This window comes from Kitasatospora sp. NPDC023118, from assembly GCF_055560875.1.
On the sequence record NZ_JBVHHW010000009.1, the window covers coordinates 250,966 to 266,742 of the forward strand.

Annotated in this window: 14 protein-coding genes and 1 pseudogene; 10 read left to right on the forward strand and 5 right to left on the reverse strand. The window is 73.1% G+C overall.

Going from position 1 to position 15,777, the window contains the following annotated elements; translation table 11 throughout:
* Window positions 1-171: 171 nt before the first annotated feature.
* The 3 genes from ACZ3UD_RS14660 to ACZ3UD_RS14670 form a co-directional block, all read right to left on the reverse strand.
* Window positions 172-666, reverse strand: coding sequence for a universal stress protein (locus ACZ3UD_RS14660; protein WP_465586265.1), 495 nt, complete (start codon window positions 664-666; stop codon window positions 172-174).
* A 178-nt stretch (window positions 667-844) separates the two neighbouring features.
* Window positions 845-1,150 (reverse strand): hypothetical protein, encoded by a 306-nt coding sequence (locus tag ACZ3UD_RS14665; RefSeq protein WP_465586267.1) that lies wholly within the window; start codon window positions 1,148-1,150, stop codon window positions 845-847.
* Between the two features lie 29 nt (window positions 1,151-1,179).
* Window positions 1,180-1,692, reverse strand: a complete 513-nt coding sequence (locus tag ACZ3UD_RS14670) for a nucleoside-triphosphatase (RefSeq protein ID WP_465586269.1) — start codon at window positions 1,690-1,692, stop codon at window positions 1,180-1,182.
* Between the two features lie 174 nt (window positions 1,693-1,866).
* Here ACZ3UD_RS14670 and ACZ3UD_RS14675 point away from each other — a divergent pair, with 174 nt between their 5' ends.
* A complete protein-coding gene (locus ACZ3UD_RS14675) occupies window positions 1,867-4,602 on the forward strand; it encodes a bifunctional acetate--CoA ligase family protein/GNAT family N-acetyltransferase (RefSeq protein ID WP_465586271.1) in 2,736 nt (911 codons plus the stop codon).
* Between the two features lie 35 nt (window positions 4,603-4,637).
* Here ACZ3UD_RS14675 and ACZ3UD_RS14680 read toward each other — a convergent pair.
* A pseudogene (locus ACZ3UD_RS14680) lies at window positions 4,638-4,899 on the reverse strand (histidine kinase); the annotation flags it as partial.
* A gap of 201 nt (window positions 4,900-5,100) precedes the next feature.
* On the opposite strand from ACZ3UD_RS14680, the gene ACZ3UD_RS14685 reads away from it, so the two are divergent.
* Window positions 5,101-5,754 (forward strand): helix-turn-helix domain-containing protein, encoded by a 654-nt coding sequence (locus ACZ3UD_RS14685; protein ID WP_465586273.1) that lies wholly within the window; start codon window positions 5,101-5,103, stop codon window positions 5,752-5,754.
* A gap of 88 nt (window positions 5,755-5,842) precedes the next feature.
* Here ACZ3UD_RS14685 and ACZ3UD_RS14690 read toward each other — a convergent pair whose 3' ends face one another.
* The gene (locus tag ACZ3UD_RS14690) at window positions 5,843-6,883 is read right to left on the reverse strand and encodes a zinc-dependent alcohol dehydrogenase family protein (protein ID WP_465586275.1); all 1,041 of its coding nucleotides are present in this window, start codon (window positions 6,881-6,883) and stop codon (window positions 5,843-5,845) included.
* Window positions 6,884-7,148: 265 nt separating this feature from the next.
* Between ACZ3UD_RS14690 and ACZ3UD_RS14695 the strand changes: the two genes are divergently transcribed.
* The 8 genes from ACZ3UD_RS14695 (at window position 7,149) to ACZ3UD_RS14730 (ending at window position 15,645) form a co-directional block, all read left to right on the forward strand.
* Window positions 7,149-7,382: a DUF1049 domain-containing protein gene (locus ACZ3UD_RS14695; RefSeq protein ID WP_465586277.1), complete on the forward strand. Its 234-nt coding sequence runs from the start codon at window positions 7,149-7,151 to the stop codon at window positions 7,380-7,382.
* 204 nt (window positions 7,383-7,586) lie between these two features.
* Window positions 7,587-7,805 carry a ferredoxin gene (locus ACZ3UD_RS14700; RefSeq protein ID WP_465586279.1) on the forward strand — a complete coding sequence of 73 codons (219 nt, stop codon included), beginning with the start codon at window positions 7,587-7,589 and terminating at the stop codon, window positions 7,803-7,805.
* 1 nt (window position 7,806) lies between these two features.
* Window positions 7,807-9,207, forward strand: a complete 1,401-nt coding sequence (locus tag ACZ3UD_RS14705) for an NAD(P)/FAD-dependent oxidoreductase (RefSeq protein WP_465586281.1) — start codon at window positions 7,807-7,809, stop codon at window positions 9,205-9,207.
* Window positions 9,208-9,236: 29 nt separating this feature from the next.
* The gene (locus tag ACZ3UD_RS14710; protein ID WP_465586283.1) at window positions 9,237-10,469 is read left to right on the forward strand and encodes a cytochrome P450; all 1,233 of its coding nucleotides are present in this window, start codon (window positions 9,237-9,239) and stop codon (window positions 10,467-10,469) included.
* 184 nt (window positions 10,470-10,653) lie between these two features.
* Window positions 10,654-12,552 (forward strand): glycoside hydrolase family 15 protein, encoded by a 1,899-nt coding sequence (locus tag ACZ3UD_RS14715; RefSeq protein ID WP_465586285.1) that lies wholly within the window; start codon window positions 10,654-10,656, stop codon window positions 12,550-12,552.
* A 63-nt stretch (window positions 12,553-12,615) separates the two neighbouring features.
* Window positions 12,616-13,287, forward strand: a complete 672-nt coding sequence (locus tag ACZ3UD_RS14720) for a hypothetical protein (RefSeq protein WP_465586287.1) — start codon at window positions 12,616-12,618, stop codon at window positions 13,285-13,287.
* Between the two features lie 163 nt (window positions 13,288-13,450).
* The gene (locus tag ACZ3UD_RS14725) at window positions 13,451-13,975 is read left to right on the forward strand and encodes a hypothetical protein (protein ID WP_465586289.1); all 525 of its coding nucleotides are present in this window, start codon (window positions 13,451-13,453) and stop codon (window positions 13,973-13,975) included.
* A gap of 392 nt (window positions 13,976-14,367) precedes the next feature.
* On the forward strand, window positions 14,368-15,645 hold the full coding sequence (locus ACZ3UD_RS14730) for an aspartate aminotransferase family protein (protein WP_465586291.1): 1,278 nt from the start codon (window positions 14,368-14,370) through the stop codon (window positions 15,643-15,645).
* Window positions 15,646-15,777: the final 132 nt, after the last annotated feature.

Here is a 15,777-nt window from a genome sequence, read left to right on the forward strand (position 1 = left end):
ACCCGACAGATCTTTCAGGCTGTCACCCGCACCACCAGCCGCCGTCGACGGCCGATCAGGGACAGGGCATGCGTGCGGGCGTGCCCTCCCGAGGGTGATGACCGTCCTGGTCGGCTGCGCGAGCGCGTACGGCTCCACTCGGGAGACCGCCCCGCCAGGTGAGGCACCGGTTCACCCGTTCGCGTGCTTGGGTTCGGGCGGCACGACGACGACGGGGAGGTGGGCGTGGTGGACGACCTCGGTGCTGGTCGAGCCGAGTGTGAGCCGGCCCCAGAGGCCGGCGCCGCGGGTACCCACCACCAGCAGGGTGGCGTCCTGGCTCGCCTCCAGCAGGACCTGGGCGGGCCGGCCGCGCTCGCAACGAACCTCCACCTCCACGTACGGCTCGCCCACCTGCTGGCGCAGTTCCTCGACCGAATCCGTCACCTCGCGGGCGACGGCATCGTGCAGGTGCGGCGACGGTTCGCCGACCGCGCTGCGCCAGCCCGTCATGGCTCGGTCCGACGGCTCGGTGCGTCCGCCGCCGTAGGCGCAGACGGCCCTCACACCGACCCCGTGCAGCTGGGCCTCGTGAAGAGCGAAGAGCACAGCCCGGCGGGCGGACTCCGAGCCGTCCGTACCGACCACGATCGGACCGGCGGGACCTGGCGCGGGAGTGGTGTTCACGGTGACCTCCAGGACGTGCGGCCTGACTGCGGTCCGACCGGCTCGGCCGTCCGGGAGAGGCGCGGCGCGGGCCGGTCCGCTGAACTTCATGATCCTCCGGCAACCGAATGGTGGCACCTCCGTCCTCGTCCCGGCCCTGCCAGGAGAACCCGGCCCTGCCAGGAGAAGGGGTCCCGGCTCAGCCACCGGTGCGCGCCGGGCCGCCCAGCGCGCGGGCGAGAAGGCGGCACGACCGGCTGCTCACCCTGCACCACGCCCGCGCCGTGCCACCGAGGGCCCGGTACCACGCGATGCCGAACGGGAGCGCGATGGCGAACCAGGACGGGGGCGCCAGCTCACCGGGCCGCCGGGCACCCTCGCGCGCCCAGCGGTGGCACCGCTCGACGCCCCGGCGGGTCCAGGCGGCGCAGCGGTCGGCGCGCCCGGACCAACGGACTGAGGCACGCAACAGCGCGGTGTTCCGGTCGTCGCGGCGGTGTGCCATCGCACGCGCCTCCTCTCGGACGGTTCCCGTCAGCGTGCCAGGCGTGTCGCCAGCCGTCCGGGGAGGGTGTCCCGGTTCGCCCGGGTGAGGTGGATGACCTCGACGTCGGCGCGGCGCTTGAGGGTGTCGGTGAACAGGCCGTGCTGCGCCTGCACGGTGGCCACCACGTCGACGTCGGCGGTGAACAGCGTCCGGACGGCCTCCTCGAACGGGCGGTGGGCCAGCTCCATCCGTCCGAGCTCGTCGACGAGCACGAGCGTCCCCGCCGACCATGCCAGGGACGGCAGAGCCAGGCGCTCCATGACCCCCAGGTCGACGCCGTACCGTCCGACCCGGGGTGGCCCGGGAAGGTCGACATGGGCGAGCACGGCCCGCTCGCCCGACAGCGTCTCCAGGGCGAAGCCGACCCGGGCCCCGCCCGTACGGATCTCCTCCGTGGTGAAGCCGGCGGTCTCCCGGGTTTGCAGCAGCACCGCCAGCCGGCGGATCGCGGTGGTCTTGCCGCTGCCAGGGCGTCCCTCCAGCAGGATCCTGGTCGGCATCGCGAACTCCGCATCGGGCGGTCGAGTGGTGAACGGTCCCCCTCACCAGCGTGTCCCTCCGCGCGTTCGGGTCGCAACGCCGATCGGCGGGTCGGCGGGGCCGGTCGGCCCTCCCGTCGTGGCCGGCGGGGGCGGAGGCTGGAGGGGTAGCAGGGCGACTGCCGAGGAGGCGCCATGTCCACCGTCCACCCGCCGCACACCACCGTCGAGGCCCTGCTGGCCGACGGCACCACCGTCGAACTCCGGCCGCTGGGCCCGGACGACCACCGGGCGGTGCTCGACCTCCACGCCGAGGGGATGTCGGAGGAGAGCCGACGCCTGCGGTTCTTCGGGGTGAGCCGTAACGCGCCCCGGCAGGCCGCCGACCGGCTGTGCGGGGCGCCGCGGACCGGTCTGCTGGCGCTCGGCGCCTGGGCGGGGGAGGAGCTGATCGGCGAGGCGGACTGCGAGCTGCTGGACGACCCGCCGGAGACCGCCGAGCTGGCCCTCGCCGTGGCCGACCGCTGGCACGGCCAGGGCGTGGCCACCCTGCTGCTGGAGCACCTGGTGCACGCCGCCCGAGCGGCCGGCATCCACTTCTTCGAGGCCGACACCCTGTTCGGCAACCGGGCCGTCCACCAGGTCTTCGCCCACCTCGGGCTGCCCGTCCAGCGCCGCTACGGGCAGGGCGAGGTGAGGATCCGGGTGCCGCTGGAGGAGGGCGACGAGCGCTACCGCTCGGCCGTGGACGAGCGCGGCCGCCGCGCCGACGTCGCGAGCCTGGCGGCGCTGCTGCGCCCGGCCTCGGTCGCGGTCGTCGGGGTGTCCCGGCGGGCGGGCTCGGTCGGACGGATCGTCTTCGGGAAGATCCGGCGAAGCGGCTTCGCGGGCGAGGTCTGGGCGGTCAACCCGCGCGCCCGGGAGATCGACGGCCGGCCCGCCTACCCGTGCGTCCGGGCGCTGCCCGCCGTACCCGACCTCGCCGTCCTGGCCGTGCCCGCCGGCGCCGTCCCCGCGGCGGCCGAGGAGTGCGGCGCCGCCGGGGTCCGGGCGCTGGTGGTGCTCACCTCCGGCCTCGGGGCGGAGGAGGCCCGCGGGCTGATGCGGGCCTGCCGTCGGCACAGCATGCGCCTGGTCGGCCCGAACAGCCTCGGCATGGCCCAGACCGATCCCGCCTTCCGGCTGGACGCCGAGTTCGGCGGGGCCTTCCCGAGGCCCGGCAGCGCCGGGGTGGCGGTGCAGAGCGGCGGCGTGGGGATCGCGCTGCTCCAGCGGCTGGCCTGGCTGGGCATCGGGGTGTCGAGCTTCGTCTCGCTCGGCGACAAGTACGACGTCAGCGGCAACGACCTGCTCCAGTGGTGGGAGGCGGACGGCCGCACCGACCTCGCGGTGCTCCACCTGGAGTCCTTCGGCAGCCCGCGCGCCTTCGCCCGTACCGCCCGCCGGGTCACCCGGACGATTCCGGTGCTGACCGTGGACGCCGGGCGTTCCACCGCCGGCCGCCGGGGCGCCGCCTCGCACACCGCGGCCGCTGCCACCCCCACCGTCACCCGGGAGGCGCTGTTCCGGCAGGCCGGGATCACCGCGACCCGCAGCATCGAGGAACTCGTCGAGGCCGCCGCCCTGTTGCACGCCCAGCCGCTGCCCGCCCCGCGCGGTGCGGTCGCCGTGGTGTCCAACGCGGGCGGCATCGGCATCCTGGCGGCGGACGCCTGCGCCGAGGCCGGACTGGTTCTGCCGGAACTCCCCGCGGATCTGGGGAAGTTGCTCCCACCCGGCGCCTCCGTCCAGAACCCGGTGGACACCACGGCGGCGGTTCGCCCTACCGAACTCGCCCTGTTCCTACGCGCGTTGGAGCGCGGGGAAGCCGTCGACGCGATCCTGGTCTGCCTGGTGCCGACGGCACTGTGCGACACCCCGGTTCCGGGACCGGTACGCGCCCTGCTGGAGGGCCCGGCCCGGCGCCGCGTCCCGATCGCGGCCGTACTGCTCGACCAGCAGGTGCCCGTCCGCTACCGCACCTGCGCCGACGGCGGCAGCCTCCCGGCCTACTCCGACACCCTCTCCGCCGCCCGCGCCCTCGCCCACGCCCGGGACCGTGCCCGCTGGCTCGCCGAGCCGCCGCCCGAGCCCGCCGCCCTGTCCGCCGGCGCCCCGGACTGCGACCGGCGCACCGCCCGCAGCCTGGTCGACGGCTACCTCACCGCCCACCCCGAGGGCGGCTGGCTCGACCCGCTGTCCACCGCCGACCTGCTGGAGGCGTACGGACTGCCGCTGACCACCTCGGTGTGGGCCCGTGACGAGCACCTGGCGTCCGTCAGCGCGGGCGGCCTGCGCCGGCTCGGGCACGAGGGGAAGGTGGCCCTGAAGGCGTACTGGCCCGGGCAGGTGCACAAGAGCGCTGCGGGCGCCGTCCGCACCGGCCTGGCCACCGACGCCGAAGTGCGCGCCGTCTACCGGGAGTTCACGCATCGGTTCGGCGCCGGGCTGGCCGGAGCCGTGGTCCAGCCGATGGCCGCCCCCGGCGTCGAGCTGCTCGCGGGCGTGGTCCAGGACCAGGTCTTCGGCCCGCTGATCGTCCTCGGCCTGGGCGGCACCGCCGCCGACGTGCTGGCCGACCGGGTGGCCCGGCTCGCCCCGCTGAGCGAGCGCGACCTGAGCACGATGATCACTGAACTGCGCAGCGCGCCACTGCTGTTGGGAAACGGCGGGGCGCCTCCCGTCGACCTCGCCGCGCTGCGGTCCGTCCTCACCCGGCTGTCCCGGCTCGCCGACGACTTCCCCGAACTCGTCGAGGCCGACCTCAACCCCGTCATCCTGCGCCCCGACGGCGCGGTCTGCGTGGACGCCCGGGTCCGCCTCGAACGCCGGCCGTCCTTCGACCCCTACCTGCGACGGCTGCGGCGCCCGGCGCTCGCCGAGGGGGAGTGAACACCGTGAAGCACGGCGTTCTCGACGGAACACCGCCGCTGGTCCTCGCCGATCATGCCCAGGGCGCCGTACTCGGCGTCCACCAGGGTGACCGCCGCCTCCACGACGTGCTGCGGGGCCCTGGGAGAGCTCCAGGTCGCGCCCGACCGCCAGCACCGCCTCCAGCGGGCTGTGCACCCGGTCGCGCGTGCCCCGGGCGGCGTCCAGCCGCGCCTGGAGTTCCTCCAGGAACTCGTCCAGCCGCAGCTTCGGTACGGGGGCGGACCTGTCCGATCCGCTGCCCGAGGAATCCTCCACGGCTTGCCCGAGCCCCTGACCAGCCTGGGCGCGTACGCTCCGGTGCGCCGGGCGCGCTGGATGTCGCCGGGCTGGTCACTCACCGCTTCGGCCTCGACGAGACGCAGGACGCCCACGACGTCTTCACCGACGCGGCCGACAGCGGAGCCCTCAAGTCGCGCTCGTCAATGACGTGATCCTGTCCGCAGAGGAGTCGCAACCATGAGCGAACGCCCCGACCCCGTTGCCATCGCCCGCCGGATCGTCCAGCGCCGCGACCAACTCGGCCTGAGCGAAGGGACGCTGGCCTACCGGGCGCACATGACACCGGCCTACCTGCGCCAACTCCTTCAGAGCGGGCCCGAGTTCGACCCGCCGGCCTTCGTCCGGATCGCCGCCGCGCTCGGGACGGCATGGCCGGAGCTGCTGTCCGGCCACCGCCCGGACGCACCACCGGGACAGGCCGACGCCGACCCGAGCACGCTGCTGCTCCACCTGACCGAGCCGCAGTGCTGGGAGCTGCTCGGCACCCACGGCGTCGGCCGGGTCGGCCTGCCTGTCGGGCCGGCGCCCGTGGTGCTCCCGGTGAACTACGCGGTCGACGCCCGGACCATCGTCTACCGCACCTCCCCCAGGGGCGCCGCCGCACCGGCCGAGGGCTCGCCCGCCTCCTTCCAGGTCGACCACATCGACGACCGCCGCAGCCGCGGCTGGAGCGTCCTCATCCTCGGCGAGGCCCACCACGTCGACGACCCGGAGGAGGAGCAGCGGCTCTCCGCCCTGCCGGGCGCCACACCCTGGGCGGGCGGCGCCCGCCCGCTGTGGGTGCGCATCAGCCCGAGCGAGGTCACCGGCCGCCGGATCGGCACGGGATGAACGGTCGGCGGGTTCGGGTCACCACGGCGCCGACGCGTACCCGCGGGACGGGTTCGAGGTCTCCGGCCGGCCCGGATACGCAGGTCGCCTACTGCGGCAGCAGCACCGCCACCCCCGTCACCCGGTCCGCGGCGAGGTCCGCGAGCGCGGTGTCCGCCTGCCGCAGCGGGTAGCGGTTGACACGGACCACCGGGCGGGTCCGGGCGGCCTCCGCCAGGAAGGCCCGGCCGTCGGCCCGGGTGTTGGCGGTGACGCTGCGCAGGGTGCGTTCCTGGAAGAGGTGGCGCTGGTAGTCGAGCGCGGGGATGTCGCTGAGGTGGATGCCGGCGACCGCGAGGGTGCCGCCGCGGTCCAGCGCGGCCAGGGCGACCGGTACCAGTTCGCCGGCCGGGGCGAAGAGGATGGCGGCGTCCAGCGGTTCCGGGGCGGGGTCGTACGAGTCGCCGGCGAACTGGGCGCCGAGTTCCAGTGCCAGGTGTCGGGCCGCCGCACCCCGGGTGAACACGGCTACCCGGGCGCCGCGGGCGAGCGCGATCTGGGCGGTGAGGTGGGCGGACGCGCCGAAGCCGTAGATCCCCAGCAGCCCGCCGGGTGGCAGATCGGCCCGTTGCAGGGCCCGGTAGCCGATGATCCCGGCGCACAGCAGCGGGGCGAGCTCCTCGGCGGGCGGGCCCTCGGGCAGCCGGTAGGCGAACCGGGCGTCGGCGGTCAGGTGGCCGGCGTAGCCGCCGTGCCGGTCCCAGCCGGTGTAGCGCGAATCCGGGCAGAGGTTCTCCCGCCCGGACCGGCAGTAGGCGCAGCTGCCGCAGGTCCGGGCCAGCCAGGCCACCCCGGCCCGGTCCCCGACCGCGAACCCCTCGGCCGCGGAGCCGGCCGCCCGTACCCGTCCGACCACCTCGTGCCCGGGCGTGCACCTCGGCAGCCTGGGCGCGAGGTCCCCCTCCGCCAGGTGCAGGTCGGTGCGGCACACCCCGCAGGCCTCCACCTCGACCAGGATCTCCCCGGGCCCCGGCTCGGGGACCGGGCGCCGTTCCCACTCCAACGGCCCCGGGCCCGCCGCACCCACCGGGCCCGGGTGCGCCACCACCCACGCGCCGGTCTCGCCGGCTGCCAGTCGCGTCGTGTCCATCGCCGACTCCCGCCGTCCGCCGGACGCAAGGCTGCTCCTCCCAGCCTGCGCCCGGGGCGGGCGCGGTGCGAGGCCGAGCGCAGCTCCACCGCCGTCACCGGCCCTGGTCACCCGCGCGAGCTGATGACGAACCCCGGCGGCAAGGCGGCCTGTCACTCCCTGCGGGTGACGGTCGCAGTCCTTCGAGTCCGCTCGAATGAAGCGGGCGGGCACGAGAGAATGAAGAGGGAGGGCACTCGGCCGCGGACGCGGAAGGGGAGCGGTGATGGCGAAGCGTGTCTCAGCGCCCGAACGCGCGACGGCGCGGGCGAAGGCGTGGTGGCTGGCACCACTCGTGCTGTCGGCCCTCGCCCTCGTCTTCATCTTCGAGAACAGGGCGGAGACTGCCATCAGGGTCGTCGTCCCGGTGGTCACCATGCCGTTGTGGGCGGCCCTGCTGGGCGTCTGGTTGGCGGGTGTGGTCGCCGGACTGTTCCTCGCCCGTCGACGCAGGCGGTGACCCGCCCGGCCGCTCACCCACCGCGGGTGGTGCGCCGGCGCTGTGAGCCCGTCGACCTCCTGCCCGCCGCCTGGAACGGTCCCGGAGAGTGGCGGCCGTCCCCCATCTGGTCAGCTCGCGATGCACCCGGGGGACTCATGCGCCACAACTGTTGGTAGCGATGCGCCAGCTCGTCACGGACGGTTTGAAGGGCAGGGTCTGCGGATGAGGATTGTCGTCGATCTCAACCGGTGTCAGGGCTACGCGCAGTGCGCGTTCCTGGCACCGGACGTGTTCGAGATGCATGGCGAGGAGGCGCTCCTGTACGACCCCGCCTTCACCGATGCGCAGCGCGAGCAGGTGCGACGGGCCGCGGCCGCCTGTCCCGTCCAGGCGATCCTGGTCGAGGCGGACCAGGCGCGGATCACACGGGTGGGGGCCTGAGATGCCGGTCTCCCTGCGTGAAGCGGTACAGGAGTTCCGGCGCGACGGGCGGATCGTCATCGTCGGCGCCTCGCTGGCCGGTCTGCGGGCCGCCGAGGCACTGCGCATGGGCGGGTTCAACGGGTCGCTCACGCTGGTCGGGGACGAGCCCGACCTCCCGTACGACCGGCCACCACTGTCCAAGCAGGTCCTGCTCGGCCGGGCGCGCGCGGACGGCACCACCCTGCCGCAGCGCAACAGCGTCAACGCGCAGTGGCGGCTCGGCACAGCCGCCACCGGGCTGGATCTGACGGCGAAGCGGGTACGCCTGGCGGACGGCGAGGAGATCGAGTACGACATCCTGCTGATCACGACCGGCGTCCGCGCCCGGCCCTGGTTCAACGCGGCGGAAGCGGCCCTCGACGGGGTCTTCACGGTGCGTACCAGCGAGGACGCGGCCCGGCTGGAGCGGCGGCTGGCGGCGCGGCCGCGCCGGGTGCTGGTGGTCGGTGCCGGGTTCACCGGCTCCGAGATCGCCTCGGCCTGCCGCGAGCGGGGCCTGGAGGTCACGGTCGCCGAGCGTGCCGCGGCGCCGCTGGTGGGCGCCCTCGGCGGGGTGGTCGGTGCGGTCGCCGCGGACCTGCAGCGCGAGCACGGCGTGGACCTGCGCACGGGCATCATGGTGACGGCGCTGGAGGGCGACTCCGGCGGGCGGCTCCAGCGCGCCCATCTGTCCGACGGGACCTCGCTGGACGTCGAGGTCGCGGTGATCGCACTCGGTGCCACCCGGAACACCGAGTGGCTGGCCGGATCGGGCCTGGCCGCCGGGCCTCGGGGGATCGCCTGTGACGCGGGCTGCCGGGCCTTCGACGTCCGGGGCATCGTCACCGATGACGTGTTCGTCGCCGGAGACGTCGCGCGCTCGCCCCACCCGCTCTTCGACTACCAGTTCCTCTCGCTGGAGCACTGGGGCAACGCGGTCGAGCAGGCCGGGACCGCCGCGCACAACATGATCAGTATCGGCCCGGACCGTCGGGCCCACCTGTGGGTGCCGACCTTCTGGTCCTCCCAGTTCGGTGTCAACATCAAGTCCGTGGGCGTGCCCAACATGGGCGACGAGATCGTCATCACCCAGGGCTCGCTCGCCGAGCGCCGGTTCGTCGCGGTCTACGGCTACCGGGGCCGGATCATCGCCGCGGTCGGCTTCGACCAGGCCAAGTGGCTGGACTTCTACCGGGAGCAGATCGAGGTCCGCGCACCCTTCCCGCCGGACTACGCCACCGTCGACCGTCAGCCCGGCGGGATGCGGCCGGTCCCGGCCGAGTTCCCGGACCCCTCCCTGCCCAGCCACGGCGCGACCGTGACCCTCACCGGCCACGATCCCAGCGAACGTCGCGTCCAGTTCACCCCCGCACGCGCCTGACCGCCGCCCACCCCTCAGGAGACCGTTCCATGACGCCGGGCACCTTGCTCCAGCAGATCACCGACTACGCCAACCGCGCCGACCCCTACCCGCTCTACGCCGAACTCCGCAGGACACCCGTGGCCCGCCAGGACGACGGGTCGTACCTGGTCGGCGGCTACTACCAGGTCCGCAGCCTGTTGCACGACCCACGGATCAGCTCGGACGCCCGCAACCTGGTCGGGCAGGACGGCAAGGGCCTTCAGGTGGAGGAGGAGGCCTGCGTACCGCCCTCCATGCTCCGGCTCGACCCGCCCGAGCACGATCGGCTGCGACGCATGGCCATGCGCCCGTTCGGCCCGCCGCACACCCCGAGGCGGGTGCACGAGATGCGGGGAGAGCTGGCCAGGATCGTCTCCGGCATGATCGACGAGTTCCAGGGCAAGGACCAGGTCGACCTCGTCGACCACTTCGCCTACCCCTTCCCGGTCACCGTGATCTGCCGACTGCTGGGTGTCCCCCGTGAGGACGAGTCCCGCTTCCGCGTCTGGGCCGACGCCGTCATCGCCGGCGCCGACCCCACCCCGGGCGAGGATCTCCCGGAGCGGCAGCGCACCATGCAGCAGGCCAGGATCGAGCTCGGCCGGTACCTGGCCGGACTCGCCGAGGCCCGTCGCCGCAGCCCCGGTGACGACCTGCTCTCCGGGCTCGTCACCGACCACGGCCCGGACGGGCAGATGTCCACGATCGAGCTCATGAGCACCAGCGTCCTGCTCCTGATCGCCGGCCACGAGACCACGGTCAACCTCATCACCAACGGGATGCTCACCCTGCTCCGGTACCCGGAGCACCTCGAACGGCTGGTGAAGGAACCGGAGATCGCCGTCCCGATGGTCGAGGAGCTGCTGCGCTACGAGCCCCCCGTCCACCTGGCGCCCCCGCGGGTCACGCTGGCCGACATCGACATCGCCGGGACCGTCATCCCCAAGAACTCGACTCTCTGGCTCGGCCTGGCGTCGGGCAACCGGGATCCCCGGCGGTTCGACGACCCCGACCGCTTCGACCCCGACCGCCGGGACATCCAGCACCTCGCTTTCGGCAGCGGCATCCACAGCTGCTTCGGAGCCCCGCTCGCCCGCCTGGAGGCCCAGCTCGCGCTGACCGAGCTGGCCCGCAGGCTGACCAACCCGCGGCTCGTCGCGGACCCGCCGCCCTACCGGCCGAACCCGCTGCTGCGCGGGCCTCGCCATCTTGAGGTCGCCTTCGACGGCGTTCAGGGCTGACCGGTTCACCCGACAGGGGTGATCCCGGAGCCGGGCAGCCTGCTGACCATCGGACGTAGCGGACGGGGCGGCTCGTCCGATGGGGCAGCTGCGAGGCGGTCATGAACGAGGCCCCGGCGTTCGAACAGAGGCCCGACGACGTCGCGGCGGTCCTCGACTTCGTGTCCTGAGGGAGCTGAGCGACATGGGCGAGACAAGGTACCCGCCGATCTCCGACTACGCCTTCTTGAGCGACTGCCACTCGGTGGCGCTGGTGAGCCGGGACGCGTCCGTGGAGTGGGCGTGCTTCCACCGGTTCGACGGGCGTTCGGTGTTCGCCCGGATCCTGGACCGGGACCGGGGCGGGTACTTCCGCATCGCCCCGGTCGCGAATTTCACCGCCACCCGGCGCTACCTGCCGGACACCAACGTGCTGGAGACCCGCTTCGAGACCGCCACCGGTGCCGTCACGGTGACGGACTGCCTGCCGGTGCGGGAGGACCTCACCCGCCCCGGCCACCCGGAGCGCCGTCCCCCGGGCAACCTGCTGCTGCGCCGGGTGCGCGGCGAAGCCGGCACCGTCGAGCTCGGCCTGGAGTTCGCGCCGAGGCTCGAGTACGGGATGACCACCCCGTACATGGAGGCGTCCGGCGACGACCTGGTCGTGGTCACCGGCGGCCCGGACTCGCTCCTGCTGCAGAGCGGGCTGGCGCCACTGCACCTCACGCCGACCGGGGAGTGCACGGCCCGGGCGACGGTGACCGAGGGCCAGGTGCGCCATGTCGCACTCACCTACGCGCAGGCCGGAGGGCTGACCGTCCGGAGGTTCTCGGAAACCGAGCTCACCGGACGGCTGGCGGAGACGATCGCCTTCTGGACCCACTGGGCCGCCCGCTGCACCTACCAGGGGCCGTACCGGGAGGCCGTGGTGCGCAGCGCGCTGGTCCTCAAGGGCCTCATCTACGACGAGACCGGTGCGCTGATCGCCGCGCCCACCACCTCACTCCCTGAGGGGATCGGCGGTGAACGCAACTGGGACTACCGCTACGCCTGGCTGCGCGACTCGGTCGCGATGCTGGCGACCCTCGGCGGCATCGGGTACTCGGAGGAGGCCCTGCACTTCGGTGAATGGCTGCTGCGTTCCACCTCCGGCCGGGCCGAGGACCTGCAGATCATGTACGGCATCCACGGGGAGCGGCTGCTGCACGAGGTCACGCTCGACCACCTGGAGGGCTACCGGGGTTCGCGCCCGGTGCGGATCGGGAACGGAGCCTGGAACCAGGTGCAGCTCGACACCTACGGCGAACTGCTCACGGCGGCGCACCTCATCGTGCGGCTGCGCGGCGAAGCGGCGGTCATGCACGAGGGCGCCCCCTTCCTCCGATTCCTCCGCAACGTGGTGGAGCTGAACATCCGGCGCTGGCAGGAACCGGACGAGGGCATCTGGGAGATCCGCGGCGGGCGGCGGCACTTCGTCTTCTCCAAACTCATGGCGTGGGCCGGTGTCGACTGCGGCATCCGCATGCTCGACCTGTTCCCCGGCCTGGCGACGGACGGGGACATGCGAGAACGCTGGGTGCTCGCTCGCGCGGAGATGCGTACCGCCCTGGAGACGCGCGGGGTGGATCCGAAGACCGGCGCGTTCGTCCAGGCATTCGACCACCCGGAGCTCGATGCGGCGGCGCTCCAGGTGGGCCTGCGCGGATTCCTGCCCCCCGACGACCCCCGCGTCCTCGCCACCATCGACCGGATCGAAGCCGAACTCACGCGCAACGGCCATGTCCATCGTTACCTCGCCGAGGACGGCCTGTCGGGCGAGGAGGGTTCGTTCGTGTTCTGCACGCTCTGGCTGGCCAGCGCCCTCGCCCGGGCCGGACGCACCGAGGCGGCCGAGCAGTACCTCAACCGCGTGCTCGGCTGCGCGAACGACCTCGGGCTGATGGCCGAGGAGATCGACCCCGCCACCGGTGAGCAACTCGGCAACTTCCCGCAGGGCTTCAGCCACCTCGGCGTGATCGGCGCAGCGCTGAACCTGGCATACGCGAAATCGGGGGGCGAGGCCGGAGAGCTTCTCGCCGCGTTCACCGGGCAGCCATCGGGGTGATCGTCGGTTGTGCCGTCGTGGCGGACCGCCCCCGTCGTCCTACCGCGCCGCAGCATGAGGATCATGCAACCTGACGGACCGCCGGGAGCCGCCCTGCGGACACCGCCCGCCGCCGGAGCGGCGGGCATCCTCTCCGCCCTGCTGCTGGCCGCGGCCATCCTCCTGGTCCGCAGCGCGCTTCCGACCGATGCCGCCGACGCGGCGGCCTGGCTCGGCGACTCCTCCCACCGGGACGCCCTGCAGGCGGCCCTGGACATGCTGCCGTTCGCCGGAATCTTCTTCCTGTGGTTCATGGGGGCGACACGGGACTACATCGGACCGGCCGAGGACAGGTTCTTCGCCACGCTCTTCCTGGGCGGCGGGTTCCTGTTCGTCGGCGTGCTGTTCGTGATCGCCGCGACCGCGTTCGGCATCCTGACCGAGGCGGACGGCAGCCATCCGGTCGTGCTCCAGCTGTGGGAGCACGACCGCAGCGCCGTTCTCGAACTGCTCTCCAGCTACGCCACGCGGATGGCCGCCGTCTTCACCATGTCGACCACGACGATCGGGCACCACCTCGGCATCTTCCCGCGCTGGCTCGTCTGGCTCGGGTACCTCGTCGCCCTGGGGCTGCTCTTCGTCGTCAGCAGTGCCGCCTGGTTCGTGCTCGCTTTCCCGCTCTGGATCCTGGCCCTCAGCTGCCACATCCTGGCGGTCAACCTCCGTCCGCGACGAGCGGAAACCCACACGTCGTGACACACGGCAAGCCGGTGGCTGAGCGGCAGCCCGCGGATGTCACCGGTTCCCGGAACCCGGGGGGCCTGCCGGGGCCCGCCGGCAGGAGCTGGGCTCACAGGATCCCCAGGAACGGCGCCGTGCCCGGGCCCACCAGCCCCGCATCGCCCGTCGGGGGTGATACGTGACACGCCGTACCCCCGAAGGGGAACCGGACGCCCGGCGGCCGCCGGAATCGGCTCGGACCAACTATGCCGGCGCCGTCTACGGCTCGCTGCTGGCAGCTTCGGTGGTGGCCGGGGCCGGGACGCCCGGCAACCCGTTCCCGCGGATCGAACTCGTGGTGCTGCTGCTCGCCACCGGCGTGGTCTTCTGGGTCGCGCACGTCTATGCCCGTCTGGTGGGGGAGTCGATGGCCCACCAGGCCCTGACCCGGACGGAGATCTCGCGGGTCTGCGCCGCCGAGTGGCCGATCCTGGAGGCGGCAGTCCCTCCGGCCGCGGCCGTGGCGATCAGTCCGCTTCTGGGGCTGGGCTTCGCGGGCACGGCATGGCTGGCTCTCGGTGTCGCCGTGGCCGAGCAGGTCGGCTGGGCCAGTGCCGCGCTCGTCCGGGCCGGCACCCCGTTTCATCGCGTGGTGGCCGCGGGTGTCGTCAACCTGCTGCTCGGGCTGATCATCGTGGTGGTCAAGGCCGCACTCCAGCATTGACAGCCGCCCTGGCGTCGCGCTGTCGGCGGACGGGCGGCCTCCGCCCGGCCCCCACCGCCGGGGCCGTACAGCAGGTTCCGGCGTTCCCACCGACTGACTGTCATCGAGTCGGCAACGGGATTTCCAGGCCATGGTCCGGGAGCAGATCGTGAGCATCTCCTGGCCCGGCTCGCGTGGCTCTTTTCAAGGGCGATCGCCGCACTGAGGGTGTGGCAGGCCGGCGCCACGAGGAGGAGCGGCTGCGGGGCGCGGCCGTGGAGTCGCAGCCCGTGTCGTCCCCGATTGACCGTCCTACGGGCCGGGGGCAGGGTAGCTTGCCTGAAAGCCGTCCGTGCGTCCCGGCTGCCCGATCGACGCGAAGTCGATGGTGTCGCAAGGAAAGTGAGCCTCGCATGTCGAACCTGCTCGGCCGCCATCGCGCGGTCATGCCAAGGTGGGTGTCGCTCTACTACGACGAACCGATCGAGATCGTGAGCGGCAAGGGGCGCCGCGTCACCGACTCCGACGGGCGCAGCTATCTCGACTTCTTCGGCGGCATCCTCACCAACATGCTCGGGTACGACGTGCCCGAGGTACGGGAGGCCGTCGAGCGGCAGCTGCGCACCGGGGTTGCGCACACCTCGACGCTGTATCTCATCCGCACCCAGGTGGAGTTGGCCGAGAAGATCGCGGAGCTGTCGGGCATCGCGAACGCCAAGGTGTTCTTCACCAACTCCGGCACCGAGGCCAACGAGACGGCGCTGCTGCTCGCTACCAATGCCCGCCGGTCGGACCAGGTGCTCGCCCTGCGCAACAGCTACCACGGACGCTCGTACGCAGCCACGGCCGTCACGGGCAACCGGAGCTGGAAGAACTCCTCGCTCTCGCCCGTGAACGTGCACTACCTGCACGGCGCCGACCGCGCACGCTTCCCGCACCTGTCGGACGAGGAGTTCCTGGCCTTCTGCGCGGACGATCTGCAGCACGTCCTCGACACGGCCACCGCCACCGACGTCGCCTGCCTGATCGTGGAGCCCGTCCAGGGCGTCGGAGGCTTCACCGCCGCACCCGACGGACTCCTCGCGAGATACCGGGAGATTCTGGACCGGTACGGGATCCTGCTGGTCTCGGACGAGGTGCAGACGGGCTGGGGCCGTACCGGAGAGCACTTCTGGGGTATCCAGGCCCATGGCGTGACACCCCATATCATGACCTTCGCGAAGGGCCTGGGAAACGGCTTCGCGATCGGCGGTGTCGTCGCGGACGGTACGCTGATGGACGCGCTTCCGGCCAACGGCATCTCCACTTTCGGCGGCAACCCGATCGCGACGGCGGCCGCCAAGGCCACCCTCGACTACCTGCTCGCCCACGAACTCCAGGCCAACGCACGCCGGCTCGGCCACCTGCTGATCGACAGCCTGCGGATCGCGGCGGTTCGGCTTCCAGTCGTGCGAGACGTCCGGGGCAAGGGGCTGATGTTCGCCGTCGACCTGATCGACCCCGGCACGGGAGCGCCGAGCCCGTCGCTGGCCGCCAGGGTGTTGGAGCACGCGAAGGAGCGGGGCCTGCTCATCGGCAAGGGCGGCCTCTATGGCCACACCCTACGGATGGCTCCCCCGCTCACCCTGACCGAGGACGAGGCCAGGGAAGGGCTCGGCATCCTCGTCGACTCGCTTGCTGCCGCCTGCTGACACCACGTCGTGCGGCCGGCGGACGCGGCGGAGGACCCGGATGCCCTCCGAGCGGGCGGTTCGCCGACTCCCGCTGACGGCAGTGCTCTTCCGCCCGCATGCGAAGGTGCGACCCACGCCATGGCCGGGCGG

Bases quoted from the DNA above. Each gene is read 5' to 3' on its own strand.
- ACZ3UD_RS14665 (WP_465586267.1), bottom strand. From the start codon at position 1,150: ATGGCACACCGCCGCGACGACCGGAACACCGCGCTGTTGCGTGCCTCA.
- ACZ3UD_RS14670 (WP_465586269.1), bottom strand. From the start codon at position 1,692: ATGCCGACCAGGATCCTGCTGGAGGGACGCCCTGGCAGCGGCAAGACC.
- ACZ3UD_RS14675 (WP_465586271.1), top strand. From the start codon at position 1,867: ATGTCCACCGTCCACCCGCCGCACACCACCGTCGAGGCCCTGCTGGCC.
- ACZ3UD_RS14685 (WP_465586273.1), top strand. From the start codon at position 5,101: ATGAGCGAACGCCCCGACCCCGTTGCCATCGCCCGCCGGATCGTCCAG.
- ACZ3UD_RS14690 (WP_465586275.1), bottom strand. From the start codon at position 6,883: ATGGACACGACGCGACTGGCAGCCGGCGAGACCGGCGCGTGGGTGGTG.
- ACZ3UD_RS14695 (WP_465586277.1), top strand. From the start codon at position 7,149: ATGGCGAAGCGTGTCTCAGCGCCCGAACGCGCGACGGCGCGGGCGAAG.
- ACZ3UD_RS14700 (WP_465586279.1), top strand. From the start codon at position 7,587: ATGAGGATTGTCGTCGATCTCAACCGGTGTCAGGGCTACGCGCAGTGC.
- ACZ3UD_RS14705 (WP_465586281.1), top strand. From the start codon at position 7,807: ATGCCGGTCTCCCTGCGTGAAGCGGTACAGGAGTTCCGGCGCGACGGG.
- ACZ3UD_RS14710 (WP_465586283.1), top strand. From the start codon at position 9,237: ATGACGCCGGGCACCTTGCTCCAGCAGATCACCGACTACGCCAACCGC.
- ACZ3UD_RS14715 (WP_465586285.1), top strand. From the start codon at position 10,654: ATGGGCGAGACAAGGTACCCGCCGATCTCCGACTACGCCTTCTTGAGC.
- ACZ3UD_RS14720 (WP_465586287.1), top strand. From the start codon at position 12,616: ATGCAACCTGACGGACCGCCGGGAGCCGCCCTGCGGACACCGCCCGCC.
- ACZ3UD_RS14730 (WP_465586291.1), top strand. From the start codon at position 14,368: ATGTCGAACCTGCTCGGCCGCCATCGCGCGGTCATGCCAAGGTGGGTG.